General features: G+C 67.0%; 21 protein-coding genes and 1 tRNA gene. 8 read left to right on the top strand and 14 right to left on the bottom strand.

All coding sequences use genetic code 11. From position 1 onward, the window contains the following. Positions 1-97 precede the first annotated feature (97 nt). Positions 98-173, top strand: a tRNA-Arg gene (locus tag CEX88_RS18515). Between the two features lie 33 nt (positions 174-206). On the opposite strand, the gene CEX88_RS18510 is transcribed toward CEX88_RS18515, so the two are convergent. Next, complete coding sequence (locus tag CEX88_RS18510; RefSeq protein ID WP_094294636.1) at positions 207-1,883, bottom strand: GAF domain-containing sensor histidine kinase; 1,677 nt, start codon at positions 1,881-1,883, stop codon at positions 207-209. 197 nt (positions 1,884-2,080) lie between these two features. Beyond that, entirely contained in the window at positions 2,081-2,773 is a 693-nt protein-coding gene (locus tag CEX88_RS18505) for a GAF and ANTAR domain-containing protein (protein ID WP_094294589.1), read from the bottom strand. Positions 2,774-2,971: 198 nt separating this feature from the next. Here CEX88_RS18505 and CEX88_RS18500 point away from each other — a divergent pair, with 198 nt between their 5' ends. From CEX88_RS18500 to CEX88_RS18480, 5 genes are all read left to right on the top strand, one after another. After that, positions 2,972-4,186 (top strand): acetyl-CoA acetyltransferase, encoded by a 1,215-nt coding sequence (locus CEX88_RS18500; protein WP_238382111.1) that lies wholly within the window; start codon positions 2,972-2,974, stop codon positions 4,184-4,186. A 1-nt stretch (position 4,187) separates the two neighbouring features. After that, positions 4,188-5,741, top strand: a complete 1,554-nt coding sequence (locus CEX88_RS18495) for a carotenoid oxygenase family protein (protein ID WP_094294588.1) — start codon at positions 4,188-4,190, stop codon at positions 5,739-5,741. A gap of 45 nt (positions 5,742-5,786) precedes the next feature. Continuing rightward, positions 5,787-6,653, top strand: a complete 867-nt coding sequence (locus CEX88_RS18490; protein WP_094294634.1) for a winged helix-turn-helix transcriptional regulator — start codon at positions 5,787-5,789, stop codon at positions 6,651-6,653. A gap of 109 nt (positions 6,654-6,762) precedes the next feature. After that, positions 6,763-7,212, top strand: coding sequence for an Hsp20/alpha crystallin family protein (locus tag CEX88_RS18485; RefSeq protein ID WP_064399443.1), 450 nt, complete (start codon positions 6,763-6,765; stop codon positions 7,210-7,212). Between the two features lie 133 nt (positions 7,213-7,345). Continuing rightward, positions 7,346-10,630 (top strand): LuxR family transcriptional regulator, encoded by a 3,285-nt coding sequence (locus CEX88_RS18480; protein WP_094294587.1) that lies wholly within the window; start codon positions 7,346-7,348, stop codon positions 10,628-10,630. Here the strand turns inward: CEX88_RS18480 and CEX88_RS18475 are convergent. Then, entirely contained in the window at positions 10,621-11,259 is a 639-nt protein-coding gene (locus CEX88_RS18475; protein WP_420799230.1) for a GNAT family N-acetyltransferase, read from the bottom strand. The two genes, CEX88_RS18480 and CEX88_RS18475, sit on opposite strands and share 10 nt — an antisense overlap. Further along, entirely contained in the window at positions 11,223-11,639 is a 417-nt protein-coding gene (locus CEX88_RS18470; protein WP_094294586.1) for a hypothetical protein, read from the bottom strand. Before CEX88_RS18470 ends, CEX88_RS18475 begins: the two co-directional genes overlap by 37 nt. 78 nt (positions 11,640-11,717) lie before the next feature. Here CEX88_RS18470 and CEX88_RS18465 point away from each other — a divergent pair, with 78 nt between their 5' ends. Then, entirely contained in the window at positions 11,718-12,164 is a 447-nt protein-coding gene (locus CEX88_RS18465; protein WP_064418962.1) for a cupin domain-containing protein, read from the top strand. A gap of 2 nt (positions 12,165-12,166) precedes the next feature. Here CEX88_RS18465 and CEX88_RS18460 read toward each other — a convergent pair whose 3' ends face one another. Continuing rightward, positions 12,167-12,532 (bottom strand): RNA-binding S4 domain-containing protein, encoded by a 366-nt coding sequence (locus CEX88_RS18460; RefSeq protein WP_094294585.1) that lies wholly within the window; start codon positions 12,530-12,532, stop codon positions 12,167-12,169. A 119-nt stretch (positions 12,533-12,651) separates the two neighbouring features. Between CEX88_RS18460 and CEX88_RS18455 the strand changes: the two genes are divergently transcribed. Further along, positions 12,652-13,230, top strand: a complete 579-nt coding sequence (locus tag CEX88_RS18455) for an SDR family oxidoreductase (protein WP_066840889.1) — start codon at positions 12,652-12,654, stop codon at positions 13,228-13,230. A gap of 7 nt (positions 13,231-13,237) precedes the next feature. Here CEX88_RS18455 and CEX88_RS18450 read toward each other — a convergent pair whose 3' ends face one another. From CEX88_RS18450 to CEX88_RS18410, 9 genes are all read right to left on the bottom strand, one after another. Next, positions 13,238-14,011 (bottom strand): VOC family protein, encoded by a 774-nt coding sequence (locus tag CEX88_RS18450; RefSeq protein WP_094294584.1) that lies wholly within the window; start codon positions 14,009-14,011, stop codon positions 13,238-13,240. A 71-nt stretch (positions 14,012-14,082) separates the two neighbouring features. Next, positions 14,083-14,985 carry an amidohydrolase family protein gene (locus CEX88_RS18445; RefSeq protein ID WP_094294583.1) on the bottom strand — a complete coding sequence of 301 codons (903 nt, stop codon included), beginning with the start codon at positions 14,983-14,985 and terminating at the stop codon, positions 14,083-14,085. 167 nt (positions 14,986-15,152) lie between these two features. Then, the gene (locus tag CEX88_RS18440; RefSeq protein WP_094294582.1) at positions 15,153-16,589 is read right to left on the bottom strand and encodes an aldehyde dehydrogenase family protein; all 1,437 of its coding nucleotides are present in this window, start codon (positions 16,587-16,589) and stop codon (positions 15,153-15,155) included. Positions 16,590-16,640: 51 nt separating this feature from the next. Continuing rightward, positions 16,641-18,356 carry a thiamine pyrophosphate-binding protein gene (locus tag CEX88_RS18435; protein WP_066840897.1) on the bottom strand — a complete coding sequence of 572 codons (1,716 nt, stop codon included), beginning with the start codon at positions 18,354-18,356 and terminating at the stop codon, positions 16,641-16,643. Positions 18,357-18,375: 19 nt separating this feature from the next. Then, the gene (locus CEX88_RS18430) at positions 18,376-19,329 is read right to left on the bottom strand and encodes an acyl-CoA dehydrogenase family protein (protein ID WP_094294581.1); all 954 of its coding nucleotides are present in this window, start codon (positions 19,327-19,329) and stop codon (positions 18,376-18,378) included. After that, entirely contained in the window at positions 19,329-20,534 is a 1,206-nt protein-coding gene (locus tag CEX88_RS18425) for an acyl-CoA dehydrogenase family protein (protein WP_094294580.1), read from the bottom strand. Before CEX88_RS18425 ends, CEX88_RS18430 begins: the two co-directional genes overlap by 1 nt. Beyond that, the gene (locus CEX88_RS18420; protein WP_066840903.1) at positions 20,531-21,457 is read right to left on the bottom strand and encodes a Gfo/Idh/MocA family protein; all 927 of its coding nucleotides are present in this window, start codon (positions 21,455-21,457) and stop codon (positions 20,531-20,533) included. The genes CEX88_RS18425 and CEX88_RS18420 overlap by 4 nt, the downstream gene beginning before the upstream one ends. Then, on the bottom strand, positions 21,454-22,371 hold the full coding sequence (locus CEX88_RS18415; protein WP_066840906.1) for an acyl-CoA dehydrogenase family protein: 918 nt from the start codon (positions 22,369-22,371) through the stop codon (positions 21,454-21,456). The genes CEX88_RS18420 and CEX88_RS18415 overlap by 4 nt, the downstream gene beginning before the upstream one ends. Then, a complete protein-coding gene (locus CEX88_RS18410) occupies positions 22,368-23,507 on the bottom strand; it encodes an acyl-CoA dehydrogenase family protein (RefSeq protein WP_202931564.1) in 1,140 nt (379 codons plus the stop codon). The genes CEX88_RS18415 and CEX88_RS18410 overlap by 4 nt, the downstream gene beginning before the upstream one ends. Between the last annotated feature and the right edge of the window lie 3 nt (positions 23,508-23,510).

Below are 23,510 nucleotides of genomic sequence, written 5' to 3'. Positions count from 1 at the left end.
TCCAATTACGGAACTTAAAGTAGCGTAATCGACGGGGGCCTCCGGCAGTGACGTTTGATTCGCAGCGGCCGGCCAGCCGGTAAGCTCCCAGCGGTCCGCCCTCGTAGCTCAGGGGATAGAGCACGGCTCTCCTAAAGCCGGTGTCGCAGGTTCGAATCCTGCCGGGGGCACCACGTGTTTTCGCAGCTCAGACGGCGTTTTAGACCTCAGGTCAGCGGGGCGCACCACGTCAGACTGGTTCCGCCGTGCGGGGCACCCTCGACGGAGAACTGGCCTCCGACCTCCTCGGCGCGGGCGCGGAGGTTGGCCAACCCGCTCGGTGTCACGTCGGCGGCGATGCCACACCCGTTGTCGACGACCTCGATACACAGGTCGTCCCCGACGGTCACGCCGATCTGCAACGTACTGGCGTTCGCGTGCCGCACGGCGTTGCTGACCGCCTCGCGCACCACCGCTTCCGCGTGCTCGGCCAGTTTGTCGCTGACGACCGACAGCGGACCCGAGAATCTCGTTGTGGTGCGCATATCCGGATCGGCGAACTGATCGATCGCCTCGTCGAGCCGCTGCCTCAGCGTGACGCCCGGCTGCGCATGGTGCAGGTCGAAGATCGCGGTGCGGATCTCCTGGATGACCTCTTGAAGGTCGTCGACGCATCCGATGAGCCGCTCCTGCACCTCCGGCGTGCGCGCCCGTGGGATCGTCCCCTGCAATGCCAGGCCGACAGCGAACAGGCGCTGGATGACGTGATCGTGCAGGTCGCGGGCGATGCGATCGCGATCGGTCAGGACATCGAGCTCTCGCATCCGGCGCTGGGTGCTGGCCAACTGCCACGCCAGCGCCGCCTGGTCGGCGAAAGCCGCCATCATGTCCATGTTCTCGTCGGTGAACGGCGACGCGCCGACCGGTCGAAGCGCAACCAGCACACCGGCGACGGCGTCGCCCGCGCGTAGCGGTAGCAACAGTGCGGGACCCGTCTGGCCCCCATCCACGCCGAGCCCGAGTCCGTCGAACCGCATCGGCGTACGTTGCGTGAACGCCTGGCCGATCGGGCTGTCGGCGACGGGAACCGCGTCCACACCCAATGCGGGAACGTCGCCCGCGGTGGCGGCGACGACGAGTTCGGTCGCCTCCGAGGGCAGCACGTCGCGGTCGGTCGGAACGAACACGGCGGTCAGGCCGGCCCCGCTGAGCTGACGTGACTTGTCGGCGACCTGCCGGAACACCTTCACCGGTTCGGTTCCCGACAGGAGCTCGGTGCCGATGTCGCGGGTGGCCTCGATCCACGACTGCCGGTGCTTGGCTTGTTGGTAGAGCCGCGCGTTATCGATCGCGATGCCCGCGGCCGCCGCGAGCGCCTGGACGAGAACCTCGTCGTCCTCGCTGAACGGCTGACCACCGGCCTTCTCGGTCAGATAGAGGTTGCCGAACACCTCGTCGCGGATTCGGACCGGTACGCCGAGGAAGGTGACCATCGGCGGATGGTTCGGTGGAAACCCAACGGACGCAGCGTGATACGCGATGTTGTCGACCCTGATCGGCTTCGGGTCGTCGAGGAGCAGGCCGAGGACGCCCCTGCCCTCCGGCAGGTGGCCGATCGCTCGGGCCGCCGCGTCGTCGATTCCGTCGTAGACGAACTCGACGAGTTCGTGGCCTCGACCGCGAACGCCCAACGCCCCGTACTGCGCATCGACCAGATCGATGGCCGTTCGCACGATGGTGCGAAGGGTTTCGTCGAGTTCGAGGCCGGACGTGACGACGAGCATCGCCTCGAGCAGTCCGTCGAACCGGTCCCGGCCCTCGACGATCTCTTCGATGCGATCCTGGACCTCGGACAGCAGCTCACGAAGCCGCAACTGCGACAACGTGTCCCGAAGCGATCGCATACTCGCGTCGGCGCCAGACTGAGCCTTGTCGGTCACTGCCCTGCCGTTCCGCTCCTCTTATCGACGACCGACGTCGTCGTGGCCGATGCTACGCGCTCCCGACATGCCGCTGCGCGAGGTCGACGGGTGCAGCTGGACCGGCGACAGCGCACGCCGCATGGCAGGTTCCGAACTACGCAACCGGCTGAAGTCGCCGCTCAGATACCGCTGCGCGTTTCGATGACGCGCTGCGCGACCTCCGCGAGTTTGACGTTGCTGTCCTGGGAGAGCTGTTTGAGCATCTCGAACGCACGCACCTCGTCCACGCCGTATCGCTCCATGATGATGCCCTTGGCCTGGCCGATGCGATCCCTGGTGGCCATCGCCGACTTCAGCTGTTCGCCTTCCCGACTGGCGAGGAGCGCTGCGGCGGCGTGCGCGGCCAGAACTGTGCCGATCATCTCGTCGTCAGCGTCGAAAGCGCGCGCTTTGAAGCTGAACATGTTCAGCGCTCCGGCGGTGCGATCGGCCGTGTACAGCTTGATCGACAGTCCGCTGAGCACACCGTGCTCTACCGCGGCGGCCGAATACAGCGGCCAGCGGTCCTCTACGCGGAAGTCATCGGTCCGAAGAATCGACTCGTCCAGCGCGGCCTCCACGCAGGGACCCTCGCTGAATTGCATCTGGATTTCGTCCAGCGTGTGCGGCAGCTCCGACGTCCCCGCGAGCGATTCGAACTTTCCTGCCCTGCCGATCAAGAGCACACCTACGGTGTCCGCGCCCGTAATCAGCTCACGCGCGGTCTCGGTGACGTCTTTCAGCACGTCGTCGACCGTGCTCGGCGGGGCGGAAGCCCGCGCCAACTCGGCCATTCGTTCGGCCAGGTCCTGGGTGCGGGAGGACGGGGTCATGCTGAGAAGTCTTCCCTATCGGTCGCCTGACTACACGATTGTTTGCTTCTCGGGTCAGTGGGCATGTCCTGGGCAGGCTCGGGTGACGGTCGACCGTTTCTCGCGCTGAGGTCTCGTCGGTTAAGACAGAGCCGACGGGACCGACCCCTATGGTTGTTTGCGCAGAGTCACTCTCTTAGCTGTAGTAGCGTTGCGGTTGTGCGCGCACCCGATGTCTGGATCCTCGGCGGCTATCAGAGCGACTTCGCCAGGAATCTCACCCGCGAAGGCAGAGATTTCGCGGACTTGAGCAGCGAAGTTGTCGAGTCGACGCTGGCGGCGGCCAAGGTCGACGCCCGCGATGTCGAGGTGGTGCACGTCGGCAACGCGTTCGGCGAGCTCTTCGCGTTCCAGGGGCACCTGGGGGCGATGCCCGCATCGGTGCACGACGGGTTGTGGGGCAAACCGGCGACACGGCACGAAGCCGCCTGTGCGTCGGGCAGCGTCGCAGCGCTGTCTGCCATCGCGGATCTGCGGTCGGGGGCCTACCGGGCGGCACTGGTGCTCGGTGTCGAGCTGGAGAAGACCGTCGCAGGGGATACCGGCGCCCGGCACCTCGGCGCCGCCGCGTGGACCGGTCACGAGGGCGCTGATGCGACGTTCATGTGGCCTCACATGTTCGACCGGGTGGCCGCCGAGTACGACCGGCGCTACGGCATCGACGAATCGCACCTGCGGGCCATCGCGGCACTGAACTTCACCAACGCGCGCGCGAACCCGAACGCGCAGACTCGCGGATGGAACGTGCCGGATCCGCTGACCGACGACGACGCCACCAACCCCGTCGTGGAGGGACGGTTGCGCCGATTCGATTGCAGCCAGATGACCGACGGCGGCGCCGGCGTCGTCCTGGCCACCGACGAGTTCCTTCGCGACCATCCGGGCTTGCGTCCGCTCGGCCGCATCGCCGGCTGGGGCCACCGGACGGTGGGGTTGGGCCTGCAGCAGAAACTCGACCGTGCCGCCGACGATCCGTACGTGCTGCCGCATGTCCGAGCTGTGGTGCTCGACGCCTTCGATCGCGCAGGCGTCACGCTCGACGATGTCGACGGGTTCGAGGTCCACGACTGTTTCACCCCCAGCGAGTACCTCGCGATCGATCACCTCGGTATCACCGGGCCTGGCGAATCGTGGAAGGCCATCGAGAACGGCGAGATCGAGATCGGCGGACGGCTGCCGATCAACCCCAGCGGCGGCCTGATCGGTGGCGGCCATCCGGTCGGCGCCTCCGGGGTGCGGATGCTGCTCGATGCGGCCAAGCAGGTCAGCGGCGGCGCCGGCGACTACCAGGTCGAGGGTGCAACGACGTTCGGCACCTTGAACTTCGGCGGTAGCACCGCCACCACCGTCAGCTTCATCGTCGGGAGGGCATGACATGGGAAGCGCGAACGTGGAGATCGTCGGCAAGTACCTGTCGACGCTTCCGGACGACGACGACCACCCGTACCGCACCGGACCGTGGCGTCCCCAGAACACCGAATGGGACGCCGACGATCTCGCGGTGGTCGAGGGCGAGATTCCGTCCGACCTGGACGGTGTCTACCTGCGCAACACCGAGAATCCGCTGCACCCGGCGCTGAACTTCTACCACCCCTTCGACGGTGACGGAATGGTGCACGTCGTCGGGTTCCGCGACGGAAAGGCGTTCTACCGCAACCGCTTTGTCCGCACCGACGGCCTGCTCGCCGAATACGATGCCGGCGGTCCGCTGTGGCCTGGGCTGGCCGAGCCGATCGAACTGGCTAAGCGTGATCACGGCTGGGGTGCACGGACTTTGATGAAGGACGCGTCGAGCACCGACGTCATCGTCCATCGCGGTGTCGCGCTCACCAGCCACTATCAGTGCGGCGACCTGTACCGCGTCGACCCGTTCTCCGGCGACACCCTCGGCAAGGAGGACTGGCACGGGAGGTTCCCCGCGGACTGGGGCGTTTCGGCACACCCGAAGGTCGACGACCGCACCGGCGAGCTGCTGTTCTTCTCCTACAGCAAGCAGGACCCGTACCTGCGCTACGGCGTCGTCGACGACGGAGGCAACCTCGTCCACCTCACCGATGTCCCGCTTCCCGGCCCGCGCCTGCCGCACGACATGGCGTTCACCGAGAACTACGCGATCCTCAACGACTTTCCGATGTTCTGGGATCCCACGCTGCTCGAAGCCGGGATCCACTTGCCGGGCTTTCACCCCGACATGCCGTCGCGGTTCGCCGTGATCCCCCGCCGCGGTGGGCCTTCCGACATCCGGTGGTTCGAGGCCGACCCGACGTTCGTGCTGCACTTCACCAACGCCTACGAGGACGGTGATGAGATCGTCCTCGACGGCTTCTTCGAAGGCGACCCGTCCCCGGGCGACACGAGGGGAGGCGACCGGTGGCAGCGGGCATTTCGGTTCCTGGCGTTGGACCGGTTGCAGACCCGGCTGCACCGCTGGCGGTTCAACCTCGTCACCGGGCAGACCACCGAGGAGCAGCTGACCGACTCCATCACCGAATTCGGCACGATCAACGGCGGTTACGCAGGGCTCCCCTACCGCTACACGTACGCCGCCACCGGTAAGCCGGGCTGGTTCCTGTTCGACGGGTTGGTCAAACACGATCTGCGCACCGGCGCCGAACAGCGGTTCCGCCTCCCCGACGGTGTGTACGGCAGCGAGACCGCGATGGCACCCAGGTCGAACGTCGCCGTCCCGGCTCCGGGAATCGACGGCACCGCCGAAGACGACGGGTACCTCGTCACGCTCACCACCGACATGAACGCCGACGCCTCCTACTGCCTGGTGTTCGACGCGGCCCGGGTCGACGACGGCCCGGTGTGCAAACTGGCTCTACCGGAACGCATCTCCAGCGGGACACACTCGACGTGGGCTCCGGGATCGGAACTGCGGAGGTGGCGGGAAACCGATTCGGCGGCCGAGGCCGTCGGCCTGTAGGTGGCCCCGCCCGAGTCCGTGCCCGAGCCGAACGCCGTCGCCCGCATGCTCGGCTTGCTCGGCGACGAGTGGACTCTGCTCGTCATGCAGCAGTCGCTGCTGGGTGCGACCCGTTTCGGTGACTTCAAGTCTCGCCTGCCGATCTCCAACAATGTGCTGACAACCCGACTCCGAACGCTGACCGCCGCGGGACTGCTCGAGCGTCGCCAATACCAGGAAGGGCCACAGCGTTTCCAGTACATCGGCACGCCGCGCGGCCGGTCGCTGTGGCCGGTGCTGCTGTCGATTTGGGAGTGGGAGCGCCACTGGGTCCCCGATCACGCCGAGCCGCTGCCCGCCATGCGCCATGCCGCATGCGGCGCCGATTTCACACCGATGGTGACGTGCCGTTCGTGCGGCGAGAGTGCCGGCGACAAAGACGTTGTCCCCCAATGGGGTCCGAGTGGGTCGTGGGAGCGGTCGGTGCCCTCGGCCACCGCGACACGCAGGCGCTCGGAGGCCGATCAGCACACGGCCGCGGGTCTGTTCCCGCAGACAATGAGCATCATGGGAAACCGCTGGGGCTTCGCGCTGCTGGTGGCGGCATTCGTCGGCGTCCGGCGGTTCACCGACTTTCAGGCTCAACTCGGAGCGCCCCCCGGATCGATTGCCGACCGGCTGACCACGTTCACCGCCAACGGGGTGCTCGCCGACGTCGGCGACCGGTACGAACTGACCGACAAGGGCCGCGCCCTATTCCCGATCCTGATCTCCGCTCTGCAGTGGGCCCAGCGCTGGTTCACCGACCCCGACGGCACCGCGGTCCTGCTGACGCACACCGCCTGCGGGCAGCGATTCACCGCCGTCTTCGCATGCGACCGATGCCGTCGACCGCTCGCCGGCGCGCAGGTATCAGCCGTCGAAATCTCGTAAAAAAACTTCTAGCACTCCCTGGTGGCGAGTGCTAACATCGCAGGTGCGCACAGTGATTTGGCTGCCCGCCAGGGTGGCGGGCTCTGAGTGACATAGGAGGTGAATTGCTGTGCTTCGCTTTGATCCGTTCACCGAACTTGATGCTCTGACCCGGGGTCTTCTGACGAACCAGACCGGATCAAATCGTTCCCCCCGGTTCATGCCGATGGACCTGTGCAAGGTCGACGACCACTATCTGCTGACCGCCGATCTGCCCGGCGTTGATCCCGGCTCAGTGGATGTCAACGTCGACAACGGCACGCTGACGATCTCGGCACACCGCACCGCACGGTCGGACGACGGTGTGCAGTGGCTGGCCAACGAGCGGTTCTTCGGCACTTACCGCAGGCAGCTGTCCCTCGGCGAAGGTGTTGACGCGTCGAAGATTTCGGCAACATACGAGAACGGCGTGCTGTCCGTGACCATCCCGATGGCCGAACGCGCCAAGCCGCGCAAGATCGACGTCGCCCACGGCGGCGGTCAGAAGTCGATCGAAACCACGACCGTCGAGGCCGGGTAACCGCGCCTAGCCGCAACTGCGGTCAGATCGACTGCGATCTGGCCGCAGTTCGGCGTGCCTACGCGCCCCCCTACGGCAGATTTACGCATCCACGCCGATGTTTTCCCATGCTCACGGCCACAGGCTGGCTAGCATGGCTGGAATCGACGCGGCGCCGTTGAACTGGAGCGACTTGGGCGTGAGCGAGCTGGTACCGACCGGGACGGTGACGCTGCTGCTGGCGGACGTCGAGGGGTCGACCCGGCTCTGGGAGACCCAGGCCGATGACATGACGGCGGCCTTCGCGACCCTCGATCGAACCCTCACCGAGGTCATCGGCGCACACAGCGGCGTCCGGCCCATCGAACAAGGCGAAGGTGACAGCTTCGTCATCGCGTTCGGTCGTGCGAGCGACGCGGTGGCATGCGCCCTTGACCTGCAGCGGGCCGCACTGGCGCCGATCCGGCTGCGGATCGGCCTGCACACCGGCGAGGTGCAGCTGCGCGACGAGGCCAACTACATCGGTCCCACCATCAACCGCACTGCGCGCATACGCGATCTTGCCCACGGCGGGCAGACCGTCTTATCGGGTACGACAACCGATTTGGTATCTGACCGATTGCCGGTCGATGCATGGCTGGCAGATCTCGGCACGCATACTGTCCGCGATCTACCTCGGCCCGAACGCGTGGTACAGCTCTGTCATCCCGATATCCGGAATGAGTTTCCACCGCTGCGTACCGCCAAACGCTCACGCTCGCATAATCTTCCGGCGCAACTGACCAGTTTCGTCGGGCGAACTCAACAGCTTGAGGAGGTATGCCAGCTACTTGCCGACAATCGCCTAGTCACCCTGACGGGAGCGGGCGGCGCCGGCAAGACCCGCCTCGCGATAGAGACCGCGAATGCATTGTCCGAGGAATTCGATGATGGCCTGTGGTGGGTCGACTTGGCGGCCATCGCTGATCCAACCGTCGTCTCGATCACAGTCGCCCGCACACTCGGCCTGCCCGACCAACCCGGACGGTCCCCCCTGGACACGGTGCAGCGGTTCATCGGCAATCGGGAAATCCTTCTCCTACTGGACAACTGCGAACATCTCTTGGACGCCTGCGGCGACGTGATCACACGATTGCTGAACAGCTGCTTGCGCTTGACGATTCTCACCACCAGCCGTGAAACGATCGCCGTGTCGGGTGAGGTCACCTGGCGGGTGCCCTCGCTGACGTTGGAGGACGAGGCCGTAGCGCTGTTCACCGAACGTGCTCAACGAGCGCGGCCCACCTTCCACGCGGCAGCCGACGACCTAGCGCTCGTGGTGGACATCTGTCGGCGACTCGACGGAATGCCGCTCGCGATCGAGTTGGCGGCGGCGCGGGTCCGCGCTCTGTCGCTGCGCCAGATCGCCGACAGCCTCAACGACAGGTTCCGGCTCCTCACCGGCGGCGCCCGAAACACCATGCGCCGCCAGCAAACCCTGCGGGCCTCCGTGGACTGGTCTCACGCGTTGTTGACCGACGCCGAGCAGATCCTGTTCCGCCGACTGGGCGTATTCATGGACGGGTTCGACTTCGAAGCCGCCCAAGCTGTCGCCGCCACCAACGAAGCCGAGCAGTTCCAGATTCTCGATCAGCTCGCCCTGCTGGTCGACAAGTCACTTGTGACCGCTGACGAGGAATCAGGCGCTATGCGGTATCGCCTACTCGAGACGGTCCGTCAGTACGCACTCGAGAAGCTGACCGAATCTGGCGAAGCCACCCTGATGCGCGGGCGCCATCGTGACCATTACGTCGCGACAACGGCCCGCCTCGAGGGTGACGAGCGGCTCATCGGCTGGGCCGAACAGGAGACCGGGAACCTGCGCGCTGCCCACGCCTGGAGCATCGACTGCGGGGAGTTCGAGCCAGCGCTTCGGCAGATCTCGGCCCTGCAAAGGCTCTGGGAAACACGCGGCAGGATGCGAGAGGGCATCGCCGCATTCGATCTCGCGTTCAATGACAGGCGTTATCAGGACGACGACGTCGCTGCCCAAGTCTGGATCCGCGCCGTCGCCGACAGAAGCATCCTGACGGCCTGGACCGCTGAAGCAGCGAGCTTGGAGCGCGGCGAGGAGGCGTTGGCGGCTGCCCAGGGCCAGGACGACCAAGGACTCATTGCGTCATGCCTAGCGGCCTGCGGTGCGCTGGCTTACTACAACCCCGAGGTGTCACAGGCATATTGGGCCGAAGCGATCGATCTCGCGCGGAAGACCGGGGATCGGTCACGACTCTGCTACTTCCTCAGCTGTTTGGCCGTCGCGACGAATGTGGCCGGCCAGCCCATCGCCTCGCAATTGGCGGCAGACGAGGGGCGTGGCGTCGCCGAGGCGATCGGCGACGGGTTTGTGTCGCGGCACTGCCGGATCTGGCTCGCCACCGCGATGGGCTGGCGAGGCGGTGTGCGGGGAGCCGACGACGTGCTCCGGGGGGTCGGCGAAGCGGCACACGCTGCCGGCGAACCGATGCTCGAGTTGTTCGCCTTGACGGCCGAGAGCAGCTGGTTCGCATTCGAGGGGAGGGCGTCGGCGGCTCGGACGAAATCCGAAGAAGCACGCGCCGTCTCGATCGCGATGGGCGGTTTCCACGAGGACAAGATTCACATCACCGCGGCGCTTGCAGCCCTGGCTGCCGGACAGGGCGCGGAAGCAAAGGCCGAGAGTGAGTCGGCGATAGGGCAAACCGTTCCCGAGCAGATGCCCTATATACGAGCCCTCACTCCGATGACCCTTGCGCTGCTCGCGTGCGGTGAACTCGCCGCCGCACGCCGGTGGGTCGACGAAACCGTCGCGCTCACGGCCGGCAATTACCAACTGAACGCGCTCGTCGCGCGAGCTCACGTAGCGCTTGCCCAGGGCGAACGCGACCAAGCCGAGCGGGACGCCCACGACGCCCTGGTGCTCGCACTGGCGACCAGAGCGTTATTGCATGTTCCGGAGGCGTTCGAAGCTCTCGGACGTTGTGCGGCTGACTTTGGCAATTATCGGCGCGCGGCCCGGCTCTTCGGTGCAGCCGCGGCCGCCCGGATCGTGATGGGCTTAGCTCGATGGCCGGTATACGCGATCGGATACGACGATGCGGTCGCACAGTGCCGAGAAGCCATGGGGGAAGATGACTTCAACGCCGCCTGGACGGAGGGTTCGGCCATGTCGACCGAGGAAGCCATCGCTTACGCCCAGCGCGGACGTGGGGAACGGAAGCGGCCCGCCAGCGGCTGGGAGTCGCTCACGCCCACCGAGCGGGATGTCGTCCGCCACGCCGTCGAAGGCTTGGGCAACAAGGACATCGCCGAGCGCATGTTCATCTCGCCGCGCACGGTGCAGACGCACCTGACCCACGTCTACGCCAAACTCGGATTCACCTCGCGGATTCAGCTCATTCAAGAAGCCGCACGTCACGCGTGACGGCTCAACCGGTACCGCAGGTTGTTGCGCACGGCGGGCCATTCGATGTCGAGGATCGAATAGACCACGGTGTCGCGGCGTGACCCGTCGGGCAGCACCTGGTGGCTGCGCAGGATCCCGTCCAGCTTGGCGCCGAGACGCTCGATCGCTTCTCGGCTGGCCGCGTTGAAGAAGTGTGTGCGGAACTCGACTGCGACGCAACCCAACTCGTCGAACGCGTGGCCGAGCATCAACAGCTTGGTCTCGGAGTTGACGCCGCTGCGCCGTGCGGCCGCCACGTACCAGGTGTTGCCGATCTCGAGTCGCCGGTTGACGCCGTCGACATTCATGTAGCTCGACGACCCGACCAGTGTTCCGTCGTGGCGGCGCACCACGAAGGTCAACCCGCTCTCGGGCGCCTGCACCGCCAGCCTGGCGTCCACCCACCGCTCGACGGCGTCGGGTGCGGGCGCCGCGGTGAACCACAGCCGCCCGAGCTCACCGTCGGACGCGACGGCCACGATCTCCGAAATGTGTTCACGGCGCAGCGGTTCCAACGTCACCCATCGGTCCCCGGTCAGAACAACAGGTTCGACGAACCCGGGCGCGCCGCCTACGAGACCGTTGCCCACGAGGCCGCCATCGCCCACACCGACAAGACCACCGCGACCACGGCGATGCCGGCGCCGAGGTAGAGCCCGTAGCCGGCAGACACCGGTGAGTACACGTATAGCCGGTAGTACCAGAGGGACAGGACCACCAGAAGCACCGAAATCGCCAACGCCGCAGTCGATGCGATGCGAGCCGAGAACCCCCTGGCCGACATCGCACCGGCGACGATCAGCAACGACGCCAGCAGCACGATCAACTGGCCCACCCCGAATCCGGGCTTCGGCGCGGGCAGGTCGCCGAAGATGCCGCCGATCGCGCTGACCCGGCCGCCGTTGGCGGTCAGCCACGGCAGCCAGGCGCTCACCGAGACGATCGCCCCGCACAAGGCGACCAGCCATCCGGGGCGCACTCGCGACATGACACGAGCCTATCGGCTGGATCGCAGGGCACCGGTCTCTAGTCTGGAGTGTCCGACACCGAAAAGGCAGGTACTGGAATGACCGATCTTCCGGAATGGGCCCAGCGCCTCGACCTGTCCCCGCATCCGGAGGGCGGCTGGTACAGGGAGACGTGGCGCAGCGACCTGACCGTGCCGCAGTCCGCGCTGCCGCCCGACTACACCGGCCCGCGCAGCGCGGGTACGGCGATCCTCTTCCTGCTGATGCCCGGTCAGCAGTCGGCCTGGCACACCGTGCGCAGTGCCGAGCTGTGGCTGTTCCACGCGGGCAGCCCGCTACTGCTCGAGGCCGGGCCCGAACAAAGCAGTGCCACAACGCATCTTCTGGGTGTCGACATTCTCGCAGGCGAGCAGCCCCAGTTCGTCGTGCCGCCGGGCCACTGGCAGCGCGCCCGACCTCGCGACGACGAGCCGAGCCTGGTCAGCTGTGTGGTGGTGCCGGGATTCGACTTTGCCGACTTCGAACTGGCAGCGCCGACCGCCTGAAGTCACAGCCGGCCCGCACGCAGCCTGTCCAGCATCCGGCGGTCCCGCTTGGTCGGTCTGCCCGCACCGCGGTCGCGGGCGGCGAACTGCACCGTTTCGGTGACCGCAGGCTTGAGTGTCCGGTCGAGATAACACGTCGACGCGTCGGCCGCGCCGACCCGCTTCTGGATCACCCGCAGCACCTCGACGACCCGAGTGGTCTGCCCGATGCGGGCCCGCACCTCGTCGCCGGGAGATACCGGGGTAGCCGGCTTGGCGGGCCGCCCGTTGACCCGAACGTGCCCGCCCCGGCATGCCTCGGCGGCATCGGGCCTGGTCTTGGCCAACCGGACCGACCACAACCACCTGTCTATGCGGGTCGACTCCACGCCACCATCATGAACCCTCCGACGGCGACCTTATTGTGACCTTAGATAGACCTTATTTTTCTTAGAAATAGGTGTACGGTTGGGGCCACGCGGGCGCGCAGCGACGGAAGGAGCCCGACATGGATCACCAACCCGAACGAATCGTCCTGGTCACCGGAGGCTCGAGGGGCCTCGGCGCGCGGGTCGCGCGCCAGCTCGGCAGCGTGGACACCCACGTCGTCGTAACGCGCGACATCTCCGACGAGGTCGAATCCGCAGAGGTGATCGACGGCATCGCGTCGCGTTTCGGTCGGTTGGACACCTTGATCCTCAACTCGTCGGATGCGCTGGATACCGGCGCTGATCCCGAGTGCGCGATGCGCCTCAACCGCGACGCCCAACGCCGGCTCGCCCTGGCGGCCCTGCCGCTGATGCCCGTCGGCGGACGGATCGTCTTCGTCACCAGTCACCAGGCCCACTTCTTCCCCGACAAGGCGGTGCCCAAGGGCTACACGGCCGTCGCGGCGAGCATGCGGGCCGGCGAAACAGCCCTGCTGACACGGCGTTCGGAGTTCCGCCAGGCCGGCGTGCAGCTCACGGTGGTGTCAGGCGACATGAGCCACATGACCTTCGCCGACGCCGTCGTCGACGCGGCCACCACGCCGAACCCGGCGAGCATCGTCTTCGTCGGCAGGACCGACTACCTGATGACGGCCTGACGATCGCCTACCGCAGCGACGACAGGTTGAAGGCCGCCCCGGTGCAGTCGGCCACCGCGGCCAACCGCCCGTAGGGCGTGTCTTCGGCGCCGCGGATCACGCTGCCGCCGTTGTCGAGGACGAACTGCACGGTCTTGTCGACGTCGTCGGCGCCCAGGAAGAAGTTCCAGTTCGACGGCTCCCCTTCCGGAAGGAAGGCGCTGCCGTCCATCAGTCCGAGCAGCGCCTCACCGTCGAAGTTGGCCGTGCTGTAGCGGAATTCGTCGGTGTCGGACACGGCCTCGATCTGCCAGCCGAACAGGTCGCGGTAGAACTGCTGCGACGTGGCGTAGTCGCGGCCGGTCCACTGGAAGTACACCGGCGCGCCGTGTTCGTTGACCACTTCGAATCCTCGGTGTCCGTCCGGCTGCCACAGCCCGACGAACGCGCCGCTGGGGTCGGACAGCATGCCCATCCAGCCCTTGTCCTTGATTTCCATCACGGGTGCGCCGCATGAGTGCGCACCCGCGGCGACCGCGGCGTCGAGGGTGGCTTTGGCGTCGGTGGTGTGGAAGTAGGTGGTCCAGCCGTCCGGGCTGTTCCACTGCGGGTCGTTGAACATCAGGCCGGCGACCGGCCTGCCGTCGCGGGAGGCGGTCACGTAGCCGCCGTAGTCGGGGCCCGACGAATCGAACGTCCAGCCGAACACCTCGCCGTAGAAGGACTGCGAGCGTTCGACGTCCGAGGACGCCAGGTCGATCCAGGTCGGGGCGCCAACGGGGGCGGAATTGCGGACGGGCACGGCGGTCTCCTTCTGGGTGAGTGGTCAGTCACCGATGCAGACCGCCGCCCCCGCGAAAACTCATCGCGCCGTCAGCGCGCGATACCCAGGACGCGCAGCGCGTTCTCCTTGTAGATCAGCGCCTGCACCGCCGGGTCGATGTCGAGGGTGTCGAAGTCGGCGCGCCACCGGTCGATCTGGATGTAGGGGAAGTCGGTGCCGAACAGGACTTTGGTGCGCAGCTGTCTGCTCATGGCGCGGACCAGCTGCGGCGGGAAGTACTTCGGGCTCCACCCGGACAGGTCGACGTACACGTTGGCCTTGTGTGTGGCGATCGCGATCTGCGAGTCGACCCACGGCACCGCGGGGTGGGCCATCACGATCGTCATGTCCGGGAAGTCGGCGGCGACGTCATCGAGCAGCATCGGATCGGAGTAGCGCAGCTTGATGCGGTGCCCACCCGGCAGCCCCGACCCCATCCCCGTCTGCCCGGTGTGGAACAACGCGGGCAGCCCGGCCTCGGTGATCGCCTCGTAGATCGGGTAGAAGCGACGGTCGTTGGGTTCGAACGCCTGCATGCTCGGATGGAACTTGAAGCCCTTGACCCCGTAGTCGCGGACGAGTTCGTGGACCCGGTGCACCGCCCGGCGCTCGTGCCACGGGTCGACGCTGCCGAACGGGATCAGCACGTCGTTGTTGCGCGCGGCGCCCGCGACGAGGTCCTCGATCGAGTTCGGCACGTGGCGCATCGCCGTTCGCGCGTCGATGGTGAACACGACGGCGGCGGTGTTGTGCTGCCGGTACAGGTCGGCGACCGCGTCGACGCCTGCCGTCGCGCCCGGTGGCATCTTGAAGTACTTCTCGGTCGCCTCCACGAGCTCGTCGACGTAGGCCTTGTGGCCGTGGCAGTCGATCTCGACGTGGGTGTGGATGTCGATTGCCGCGATGCGGTCGAAATCGACGCCGTATTCGTACTTCTCGCCGCGTACCGTCACCCACGTGACGATATATGCGCTGAACCTCTTCGAAACGTTCGCCCGCGGAGGTCACCAGGCACGGCGGTCGCTGCTCAAGCCATGATCTGCGCCGATTGTGCGGTTGACGACGGAAATCGGGCGAAATCCGTCGCGAACCGCACAATCGGCGAAGGTGGACCGGACGGTTATCCGGCTGCCGCCTCCGGCGCGTAGCCCAGCGCGGCCTTGATCTCCAGGAACTCGTCGAACGCGAAGTGTCCCCACTCGCGTCCGTTACCGCTGCGTTTGTAACCACCGAACGGAGCGGCCATGTCGAAGCCGTGGTTGATCGCGACCGAGCCGGCCCGGATCCGCCGCGCCACCGCGCGGGCCTTGTCCAGGTCGGCACCCGAAACATAGCCCGCCAGACCGTATTCCGTGTCGTTGGCGATCTCGAGCGCCTGGTCGAGGTCGTCGTAGCCGAGGATGCACAGCACCGGGCCGAAGATCTCCTCGCGGGCGATCGTCATGTCATTGGTGACGTTGGCGAACACCGTCGGCTTCACGTAGTAGCCCTTGCTCAGACCCTCCGGTCGACCGGTGCCGCCGATGGCGACGGTCGCGCCCTCGTCGATGCCCGTCTGGATCAGGCCCTGGATCTTGTCGAACTGCGCCTTGGACGCGACGGGCCCGATCGCGGTCTTCTCGTCGGGATCGCCGACCTTGACTCCGCCGGCGACCTCGCGGGCGATCTCGATCGCCTCGTCCATGCGGGAGTTCGGCACCAACATGCGCGACGGCGCGTTGCAGCTCTGACCGCTGTTCATCATCATCACCGAGACACCCGCGGTCACGCTCTTGGCGAAGTCGTCGTCGTCGAGCACGATGTTCGGGCTCTTGCCGCCGAGTTCCTGGGTGACGCGTTTGACGGTCAGCGCGGCGTTCTTGGCGACGTCGACGCCGGCCCGCGTCGACCCGGTGAACGACACCATGTCGATGTCGGGATGGGCCGACAACGCCGCCCCGACGCCCGGCCCGTCGCCGAACACCATGTTGTACACCCCGGCGGGAACGCCTGCCGAGTCGAGGATCTCGGTGAAGATCTGACCCGAATACGGTGCGACCTCCGACGGTTTGAGCACCATCGTGCAACCCGTCGCCAGCGCCGGGAACACCTTGCAGGCGATCTGGTTGATCGGCCAGTTCCACGGGGTGATCAACCCGCACACCCCGATCGGCTCCTTGACCACCAGCGTGGCCCCGTGCTGCTCCTCGAACTCGAAGTTCTTCAGCACGTCGATGGCCGTGGCGAGGTGACCGAGTCCGAGATTGACCTGGGGGCCGGCCGCCAGCGACGCCGGGGCGCCCATCTCCTCGTTGACCGCCTCGGCGAGGTCACCGGCTCGCTTCTGGTACTCGCCCATGATCGCCTGCAGCAACTCGAGGCGCTCGTCGCGGCTGGTCTGCGACCAGGTGGCGAAGGCTCGGCGGGCGGCCTGCACGGCCACGTCGACGTCGGCAGCGGAACCGATCGCGATCTTGCCGGAGGCCTCCTCGGTGGTCGGGTTGTCGACCTCGAGGGTGTTGGGCCGGATCGGGTCGACCCACTGGCCGTCGATGTAGAACTTGAGATACTCGCGCATGTCTCCACTCTTCCCTAGAACTTGACCCTATTCGCGGTTCGACCGCGGGCGCTACTGGGTGCCTTCTGCATACCAGGTGCGGAATCGGTCGTACTTCGGCATCTCCTCGGAGTTGGCTTTCGGGTCGATGCAGACGTGGACGACGGCGGTCTTGCCGCTGGCGAACGCCCGCTTGATCGCCGGGCCGATCTCGTCGTCCTTTTCGACGTACTCGCCGTGGCACCCGAAACCCTCGGCGACCTTGTCGAGCCGGACGTCCTTGCTCCAGTGCACACCCGGCTGCGGGGACGGCTGCTCGAACGTGCGCTTGTAGACGCCCACCTCCAGGCCCCATTGGTGGTCCACGCCGACGACACAGACCAGCGGCACGTTTTCCCGGACCGCGGTCTCGAGCTCGGCGATGTGGAACAGGAACGCCGAATCGCTGGTGAGCAGCATGACCGGACGCTTGCGCCCCTCGGCGACCGACGCGCCGACCGCATACGGCAGACCGGTGCCCAGATGACCGAAGTTCTGATTCCAGATCACGTCTCGCGGCTTCGTCTGCGAGTACGTCCACTGGAAGATCACCGTGGCGCCACCGTCGCGGACCAGGATGCCGTCCTCGGTGCATTCGTCGAAGGCCTTAGTGGCCTCGACGACGTAGCGGGCCGGGTGGATCGGCGCGCGACCACTCGGCGCTTCGGCGGCCACTCGGGCGATCTCGGCGGCGTCGGCCTTGATCAGGGCCTCGAAGTCGGCCGACGGGGTACGCGGGGTATCGCGCAGCGCCGCGACCAGTTGCGGCACCACGCCGCGAAGATCGCCCACCAGCGGCACGTCGATCGGCCGGTTCACCCCGATTGCGGTCGGATCCTGTTCCACGAGCACCCATTTGCGGTTGGCATCGTTGCCCGCCCAGTGCTGGGTCCTGCCGTAATGCATGGGTTCGCCGAGCTCGGTTCCCAGCGCCACGCACAGATCGGACTTCTCGACGGCCTCGTTCGCCGCAGGAGAGAACAGGTACGGGAAGGTGCGGTCCTGCAGGCCGGGGATGAACGAGGTCCCGCCCGACGTCTGGATCACCGGGCAGGCCATCAGCTCGGCCAACTCCCTGACCTGCTCCTGGGTGCGCGAGGTGTGAACTCCGTGACCCACCAACAGGACTGGGCTCTTCGCCTCGCGGATCAGTCTGACCGCCTCGGTGACCTCACGTTCACCCGCACCCTGGTTGACGAGCCGATACCGGCGCGGCGGCAACGGATCCGGCACGTCGAGCTCTTCGAGGATGACGTGGGACGGATACTCGATGTAGCAGGGGCCGGGGGTGCCCGACATGGACTGGCGGATGGCTTCGCGGATGATCTCGTCGGTCTGGTCGGCGTACTCGATCGAGCTGCTGAACTTGACCGAGTTCTTGAACAGGTCCTCCTGCTGGACGAACTGGATGCGCCCGCGCCGCACCCGCCGTTCGGTGATGCGGGCCCGCTGGCCGCCGAGGAAGATGACCGGTGAGTTCTCGACAAGCGCGCACTGGATCGCACCCGCGATGTTGGCCATGCCCGGTCCGAGGGTTCCGATGCACAGCCCCGGCGTGCCCGTCATCCGCGACGCCGCCTCGGCCATGAACCCCGCGCTCAGCTCGTGGTGCGGCGCGACCACCGACCAGCCGCGCGCGTCGGCCTCGGTGAACATGTGCACGAAATTGGGATCGGGAATGCCGAACAGCGTGTTGACGCCCTCGGCCTCGAAGAGATCGAGTATGCGCTTGTATACGGGTACACCCACGGGAAACTCCTTGATTTCTCTACAGATAGCGTTGCGCTAGTCGTTTTCGGTGTGCTGACGGAGAGCCGAACAGTGATCGGTTGAGGGTGGCGCGCTTGAGGTAGACGTGGATACCGCTCTCCCACGTGTATCCGATGCCGCCGTGCAATTGCATGGCCTTGCCGGCGATGTCGACGGCCGCCGCGCAGGTGTACGACTTGGCCATCGAGACGGCGACCCCGGCATCCGGCGCGTCCTCGGCCACGGCGCGGACCGCGGCGTCGACGAGTTGGCGCGACACGGAGATGCTGACGAGCATGTCGGCGCAGGCGTGTTTGACGGCCTGGAACGAGCCGATGGCCCTGCCGAATTGGTGACGCACCTTCACATATCCGACGGTCGCGGCGAGCATGGCCTCGCTCAGGCCGAGGCTGTCGCACGCGAGGGCCGCCGCGGCCCGGTCGTGTAACCGCTGCACCGCGACCGCGGGATCGTCGGTGAACGGCAGGGTTTCGGTGATTGCAGTGTCCGGGTCGATCGCGGCGAGGTTGCGCGTCTCGTCGACGACGGGCCGCGGCGTAGCCCGCTGCTCGGACACGGCGATGCCGCGGTCGGTGACGATCAGGATGCGGTCCGCGCCTTCGGCGTCGGGCACGAAGTCGTACGGTTCCAGCGCGACGACGACCCGCGTCGCACCGCTGGCCAGTTCGGTGAGCAACGTGTCGCGGGTATCGCTGGGCTGCACCGCGTTCAGCGCTCCGACGGCCAGCACGGCGCTGCCGAGGAAGTCGGTGGTGCTGGCGGTGCGGCCGATCTCTTCGCAGATGACCGCGACTTCGGCGAACGACGCACCCGCCCCGCCGAGCTGCTCGGGCACCTCGAGTCCGACCCAACCGGCTTCGACCAACGTGGACCATTCGAGGCTGCGGTCCTTCGCGAGCAGATCGCCTGCCACGGAGCGTAGTTCGTCGTGGAATTCGGTGAAGTCGGTCATCAGACGGCACTCGGTTCTCGCGGCAGGCCCAGTCCGCGCTCGCCGATGATCGTGCGCTGAATCTCGCTCGCGCCGCCGGGGATCGTCCATTCCCACGATCCGATGAAGTCGAGCACCCACGCACCCGACTCCCAGCCGCTGGAGGCCGGCTTGGCGAGTTCAAGGTGGGCGGCCAACCCACCGATCTCGGCACCGAAGTCGGTCATGCGCTGCAGAAGTTCGCTGTAGAACAGCTTGACGATCGAGGCGTCGGCCGGGTCGGCGGTACCGTTCTCGTTATCCTCGACCACCTTTCGGCACAGCGCCCGCAGCCCCGCGATCTCGGTTTCGAACTGCGCCAGCCGGTCGGCGACGATCGGATCGTCGGTCGGCGCGCTGCGCACCAGCCATCGGAAGCCGGCGTTGCCGAGGCGCTCGGCGAGTTCCAGCATCGTCATGCCGCGCTCGGCGCCGAGGGTCGCCTGCGCGACCCGCCAGCCGTCGTTCTCCGCACCGATCAGGTTGGCCGCGGGGATCGACACGTCATTGAGGAAGATCTCGCAGAAATGGGAGTCGCCGATCGCATTGCGGATGGGCCGGACCTCGATGCCGGGTGTCGTCATGTCGAGCAGGAAGTACGAGATGCCCTTGCGTTTCGGCGCATCCGGGTCAGTGCGGGCCAGCAGCAGGCACCAGTCGGCGTGTTTACCTCCGCTGGCCCACAGCTTCTGTCCGTTGGCGATGTAGGAGTCGCCGTCTTTGCGCGCGGTGGTGCGCAGGCTGGCCAGGTCGGATCCGGCCTCGGGTTCGGAGAAGCCCTGCACCCAGATCTCGCCGTCGAGGATCGCTGGCAGGTGCCGTCGCCTCTGCTCTTCGGTGCCGGCGACCAGCAGCGTCGACGCGGCATGGTGGATGCCGACGAACGCGAGAACCAGCCGCGGCGCGTCGTGGGCAGCCAGTTCCTGGTACAGCACCACCTGCTCGGCCACCGACATGCCACCGCCCCACTCGGCGGGCCAGTGCGGGACGGCGTAGCCGGCGCTGTGCAATTCGGTGAACCACTGCTTCTGGAAGGCCACGAACTGCTCATCGCTTGCGCCGGTCTGGGTTTCGCGCCAATCCGTGGGGATGTGCTCGACACACCATTGCCGCACCTGTCGCCGAAACTGAACTAATGCTCGACTTTCGGACGCTTCTTGAGGCATATCTTCAGAGTCGGCGCTCATAGCCGCACCGCCCTGGCCCGCAGGTGGTCCATGGCGCGCGCGACGGCCAGACCGTCGTCGAAGGACGGGGTGATCTGCGTACCGGTGCGCAGCGCATCGGCGACGTGTCCGAAGAACGTCGACAGCGCGGGCGGGGGTGAGCGCCGCGGCGGCGGTGCGAACTCCGTGGTCTCGGGATCGGCGCCTTGTCGACGAACGACAAGCGTGGTGTCGGCCGTCAGTTCGATGGTGGCCTCGCTGCCCAGCAGCGTGACCGACGGCGGTGAAGGGACAGCGGCCGCGAAGCCGGTGTCGTGAGTAGCGGTGCAGCCGTTGGCCATTGCGAACCACGCCGCGTACGCGTCCTCGGCGGTGGCCTGCTCGGGCGATCCGTCGATCCGGGTGACGCCGCCGCAGTCGGTGATCTCGCTGCCGAAGAGCCACTGGGTGAAGTCGATGAGGTGCGAGCCGTAGGCACCGATCCAGCCGCCGCCGAGGTCGCGGTCGTTGATCCAGCCGAACTTGCGGCCGCGCAGCCCGCTTCCGAAGAACGTCCAGTGCAGGTGCCGCGGCGCGCCGATCGCCCCGCTGTCGGCCAGTTCCTTGAGCCGCGCCCACGACTCGTTGAACCGGAACTCGAAGTTCAGGAAGTGCAGCACACCGGCATCGTGGGCCAGGTCGCGCATCTGGGCCGCCTCGTCGGCGTTGCGGCCGAACGGTTTGTCGCACACCACCGCATGCCCGTGCTCGAGCGCGCCGGTGACGTGCTCGAGGTGCAGGAACGGCGGGGAGTGCACGGAGATCAGGTCGACATCCGAAGCCAGCGCGGCCTTGACCGCGGCGTCGTCGCGGGGGCTTACGACCTCGACGTCGAAGCCGGCTTCGGCGTACGCGGGAGCCGCCGCGTGCTTGCCGAAACCGGTGCCGATCACCGCGACCCTCATGCGTACAGCCCCGTCAGTCCCCCGCGGCCTGCTGTGCGGGTCAAGGCATCCCGGGTTGCGGACAGCCCGAGCGGAAGCCGCCGCAGCGGTTGGCTGTAGCGCGACAGCCACGACAGGGTGGTCTCGTCGCAGAAGCCGACCGCGCCGTGCAGCTGGTGGCAGACGCGGAACACCACCTCGGCCGCCTCGAGCGCCGACAACCGCAACGCGAGTGCGTCGGTGAGCGCCTCAGGACGGTCGGTGGCGATGCTCCACAGCGCGTACTTGGCGAGAATGTCCAGTCCGCTGCGCTCGACTTCTGCGTCGGTCAGCTGGAACTGCACGCCCTGGAACGACGACAGCGTCTGCCCGAACTGCTTGCGCAGGGTGACGTGCGCGACGGTCAGTTCGATCGCCCGGTCGAGCATGCCGAGCAGTGTCCAGCAGGGCAGCACCAGCCCGAGCGCGACATCGGCGGCGCCTTGGTCGTCTAAGACAGTCGTCTGCAGTTCGGAGACGAAGCCCGGCCCGACGGGCCCCATCCCGGTCACGATGCTGCGGGTGCCATCCAAGGTGACTGTGGTCCAACGACTCTCGAGTCCACCCATGGCTGCGGCGGGCCGGTTGCCGGCCACCACGATCAAGCCGTCGGTGTCGAGGTCGGTCGGGGCGGCCAGTCGTTCCGCGACCGGATACGGCAGCGCCCAGTATCCCGCGCTGCGGCACAGCGCCGCGGCCGCCTCCAGGCCGTCGGCGTCGGTGCGGGCGTCGAGGTCCCATGCGCCGATCCCCGCGAGGCTCGGCCCGACCAACGACTCCCGCGCCTCGGGTTTGGCCTCGACCTGCTGGACCAGTTCATCGCCCCCGGCGGCCTCGAATGCGCGCAGCGCTTGGCGGCCGTACTCCTGGGCATCCTCGGACAGGTCGAGATTCACCGCGCCACCGCCAGCATTGCGCGCGACAGCAGAATCCGTTGCATCTCAATACTTCCCGACGAGACGGTCGAAGCCTGCGAGTACTTCCAGTGGTCCTCGACCTCACCGAGGAACCAGGCGGCCCGCGGGTCGTCGTGGGATACCTCGGCCGCGATGTCCATCAGCACCTCGGCGCTGTCCTGGTCGAGCTTGGTGACCGCGATCCGGTAGGCCGCGGCGTCACCCGGTTGAATGCGTCCGCTGCTCTGCAGGGACACCACGCGGTAGGCCATCAGCCGGGCCCGCCGGCAGTGGGTCAGCATGCGGATCCAGCGGCCGCGCAACTCTCCCGGAAGGTCGTCCCACCGGTCGCCGAGCACCGTGGGCGCGGCGGCGAGCAGTCGTTCGCAGCGTGCGTAGCGGGCAATGCCGACCCGCTCGAACGCCATCACGTCCTGCACCACCGACCAGCCCGCATCGACCGTCCCGAGCACGTCGGCCTCGGTGACACGCAAGTCGTCGAAGAACACCTCGTTGAGGTGGTGCGGGCCCATCATGCACCGGATCGGCCGGACTTGGATCGCCGGATCGTCCATCGGCACAAGGAAAATCGTGAGGCCTTGCTGCTTTTTCTCAACGCGTGACGTACGAGCCAGCAGGAAGCACCACTGCGCCATCGTCGCGTACGACGTCCAGATCTTCTGCCCGCTGACCAGCCAGCCGTCGCCATCGGGGCGGGCGGTGGTGCGCAGCGAGGCCAGGTCCGAGCCGGCCTCGGGTTCGGAGAAGCCCTGGCACCAGATGACCTCCCCGCGCGCGATCGGCGGCAGGTGCTTGCGCTGCTGCTCCTCGGCGCCGTGGCGCATGATGATCGGGCCGACCCAGTTGACCCCCATGTACTGGGCACCACGCGGTTCGTGATGCGCCCACATCTCCTCGCGTACCACGGTTTGTTCCCACACCGACGCCCCACCACCGCCGAACTCCTTCGGCCAGGACAGGCACAGCAGTTCGCGTTCGGCCAGCATGCGGCAGAACCGTTGCGCGACCTCGAGATCGGCGGGGTCGTCGGTGAACGCACCCAGATAGTCGTCGGGCACATGCTCTTTGACCAGCGCCCGCAGCTCGCCGCGCAACTCCGCGGCCTTGTCGCCCATCGC

It is taken from the genome of Mycobacterium neumannii (assembly GCF_002245615.1).
In the GTDB taxonomy this organism is placed as follows: Bacteria; Actinomycetota; Actinomycetes; order Mycobacteriales; family Mycobacteriaceae; genus Mycobacterium; species Mycobacterium neumannii_A.
This window is presented reverse-complemented; position numbering and strand designations above follow the sequence as displayed.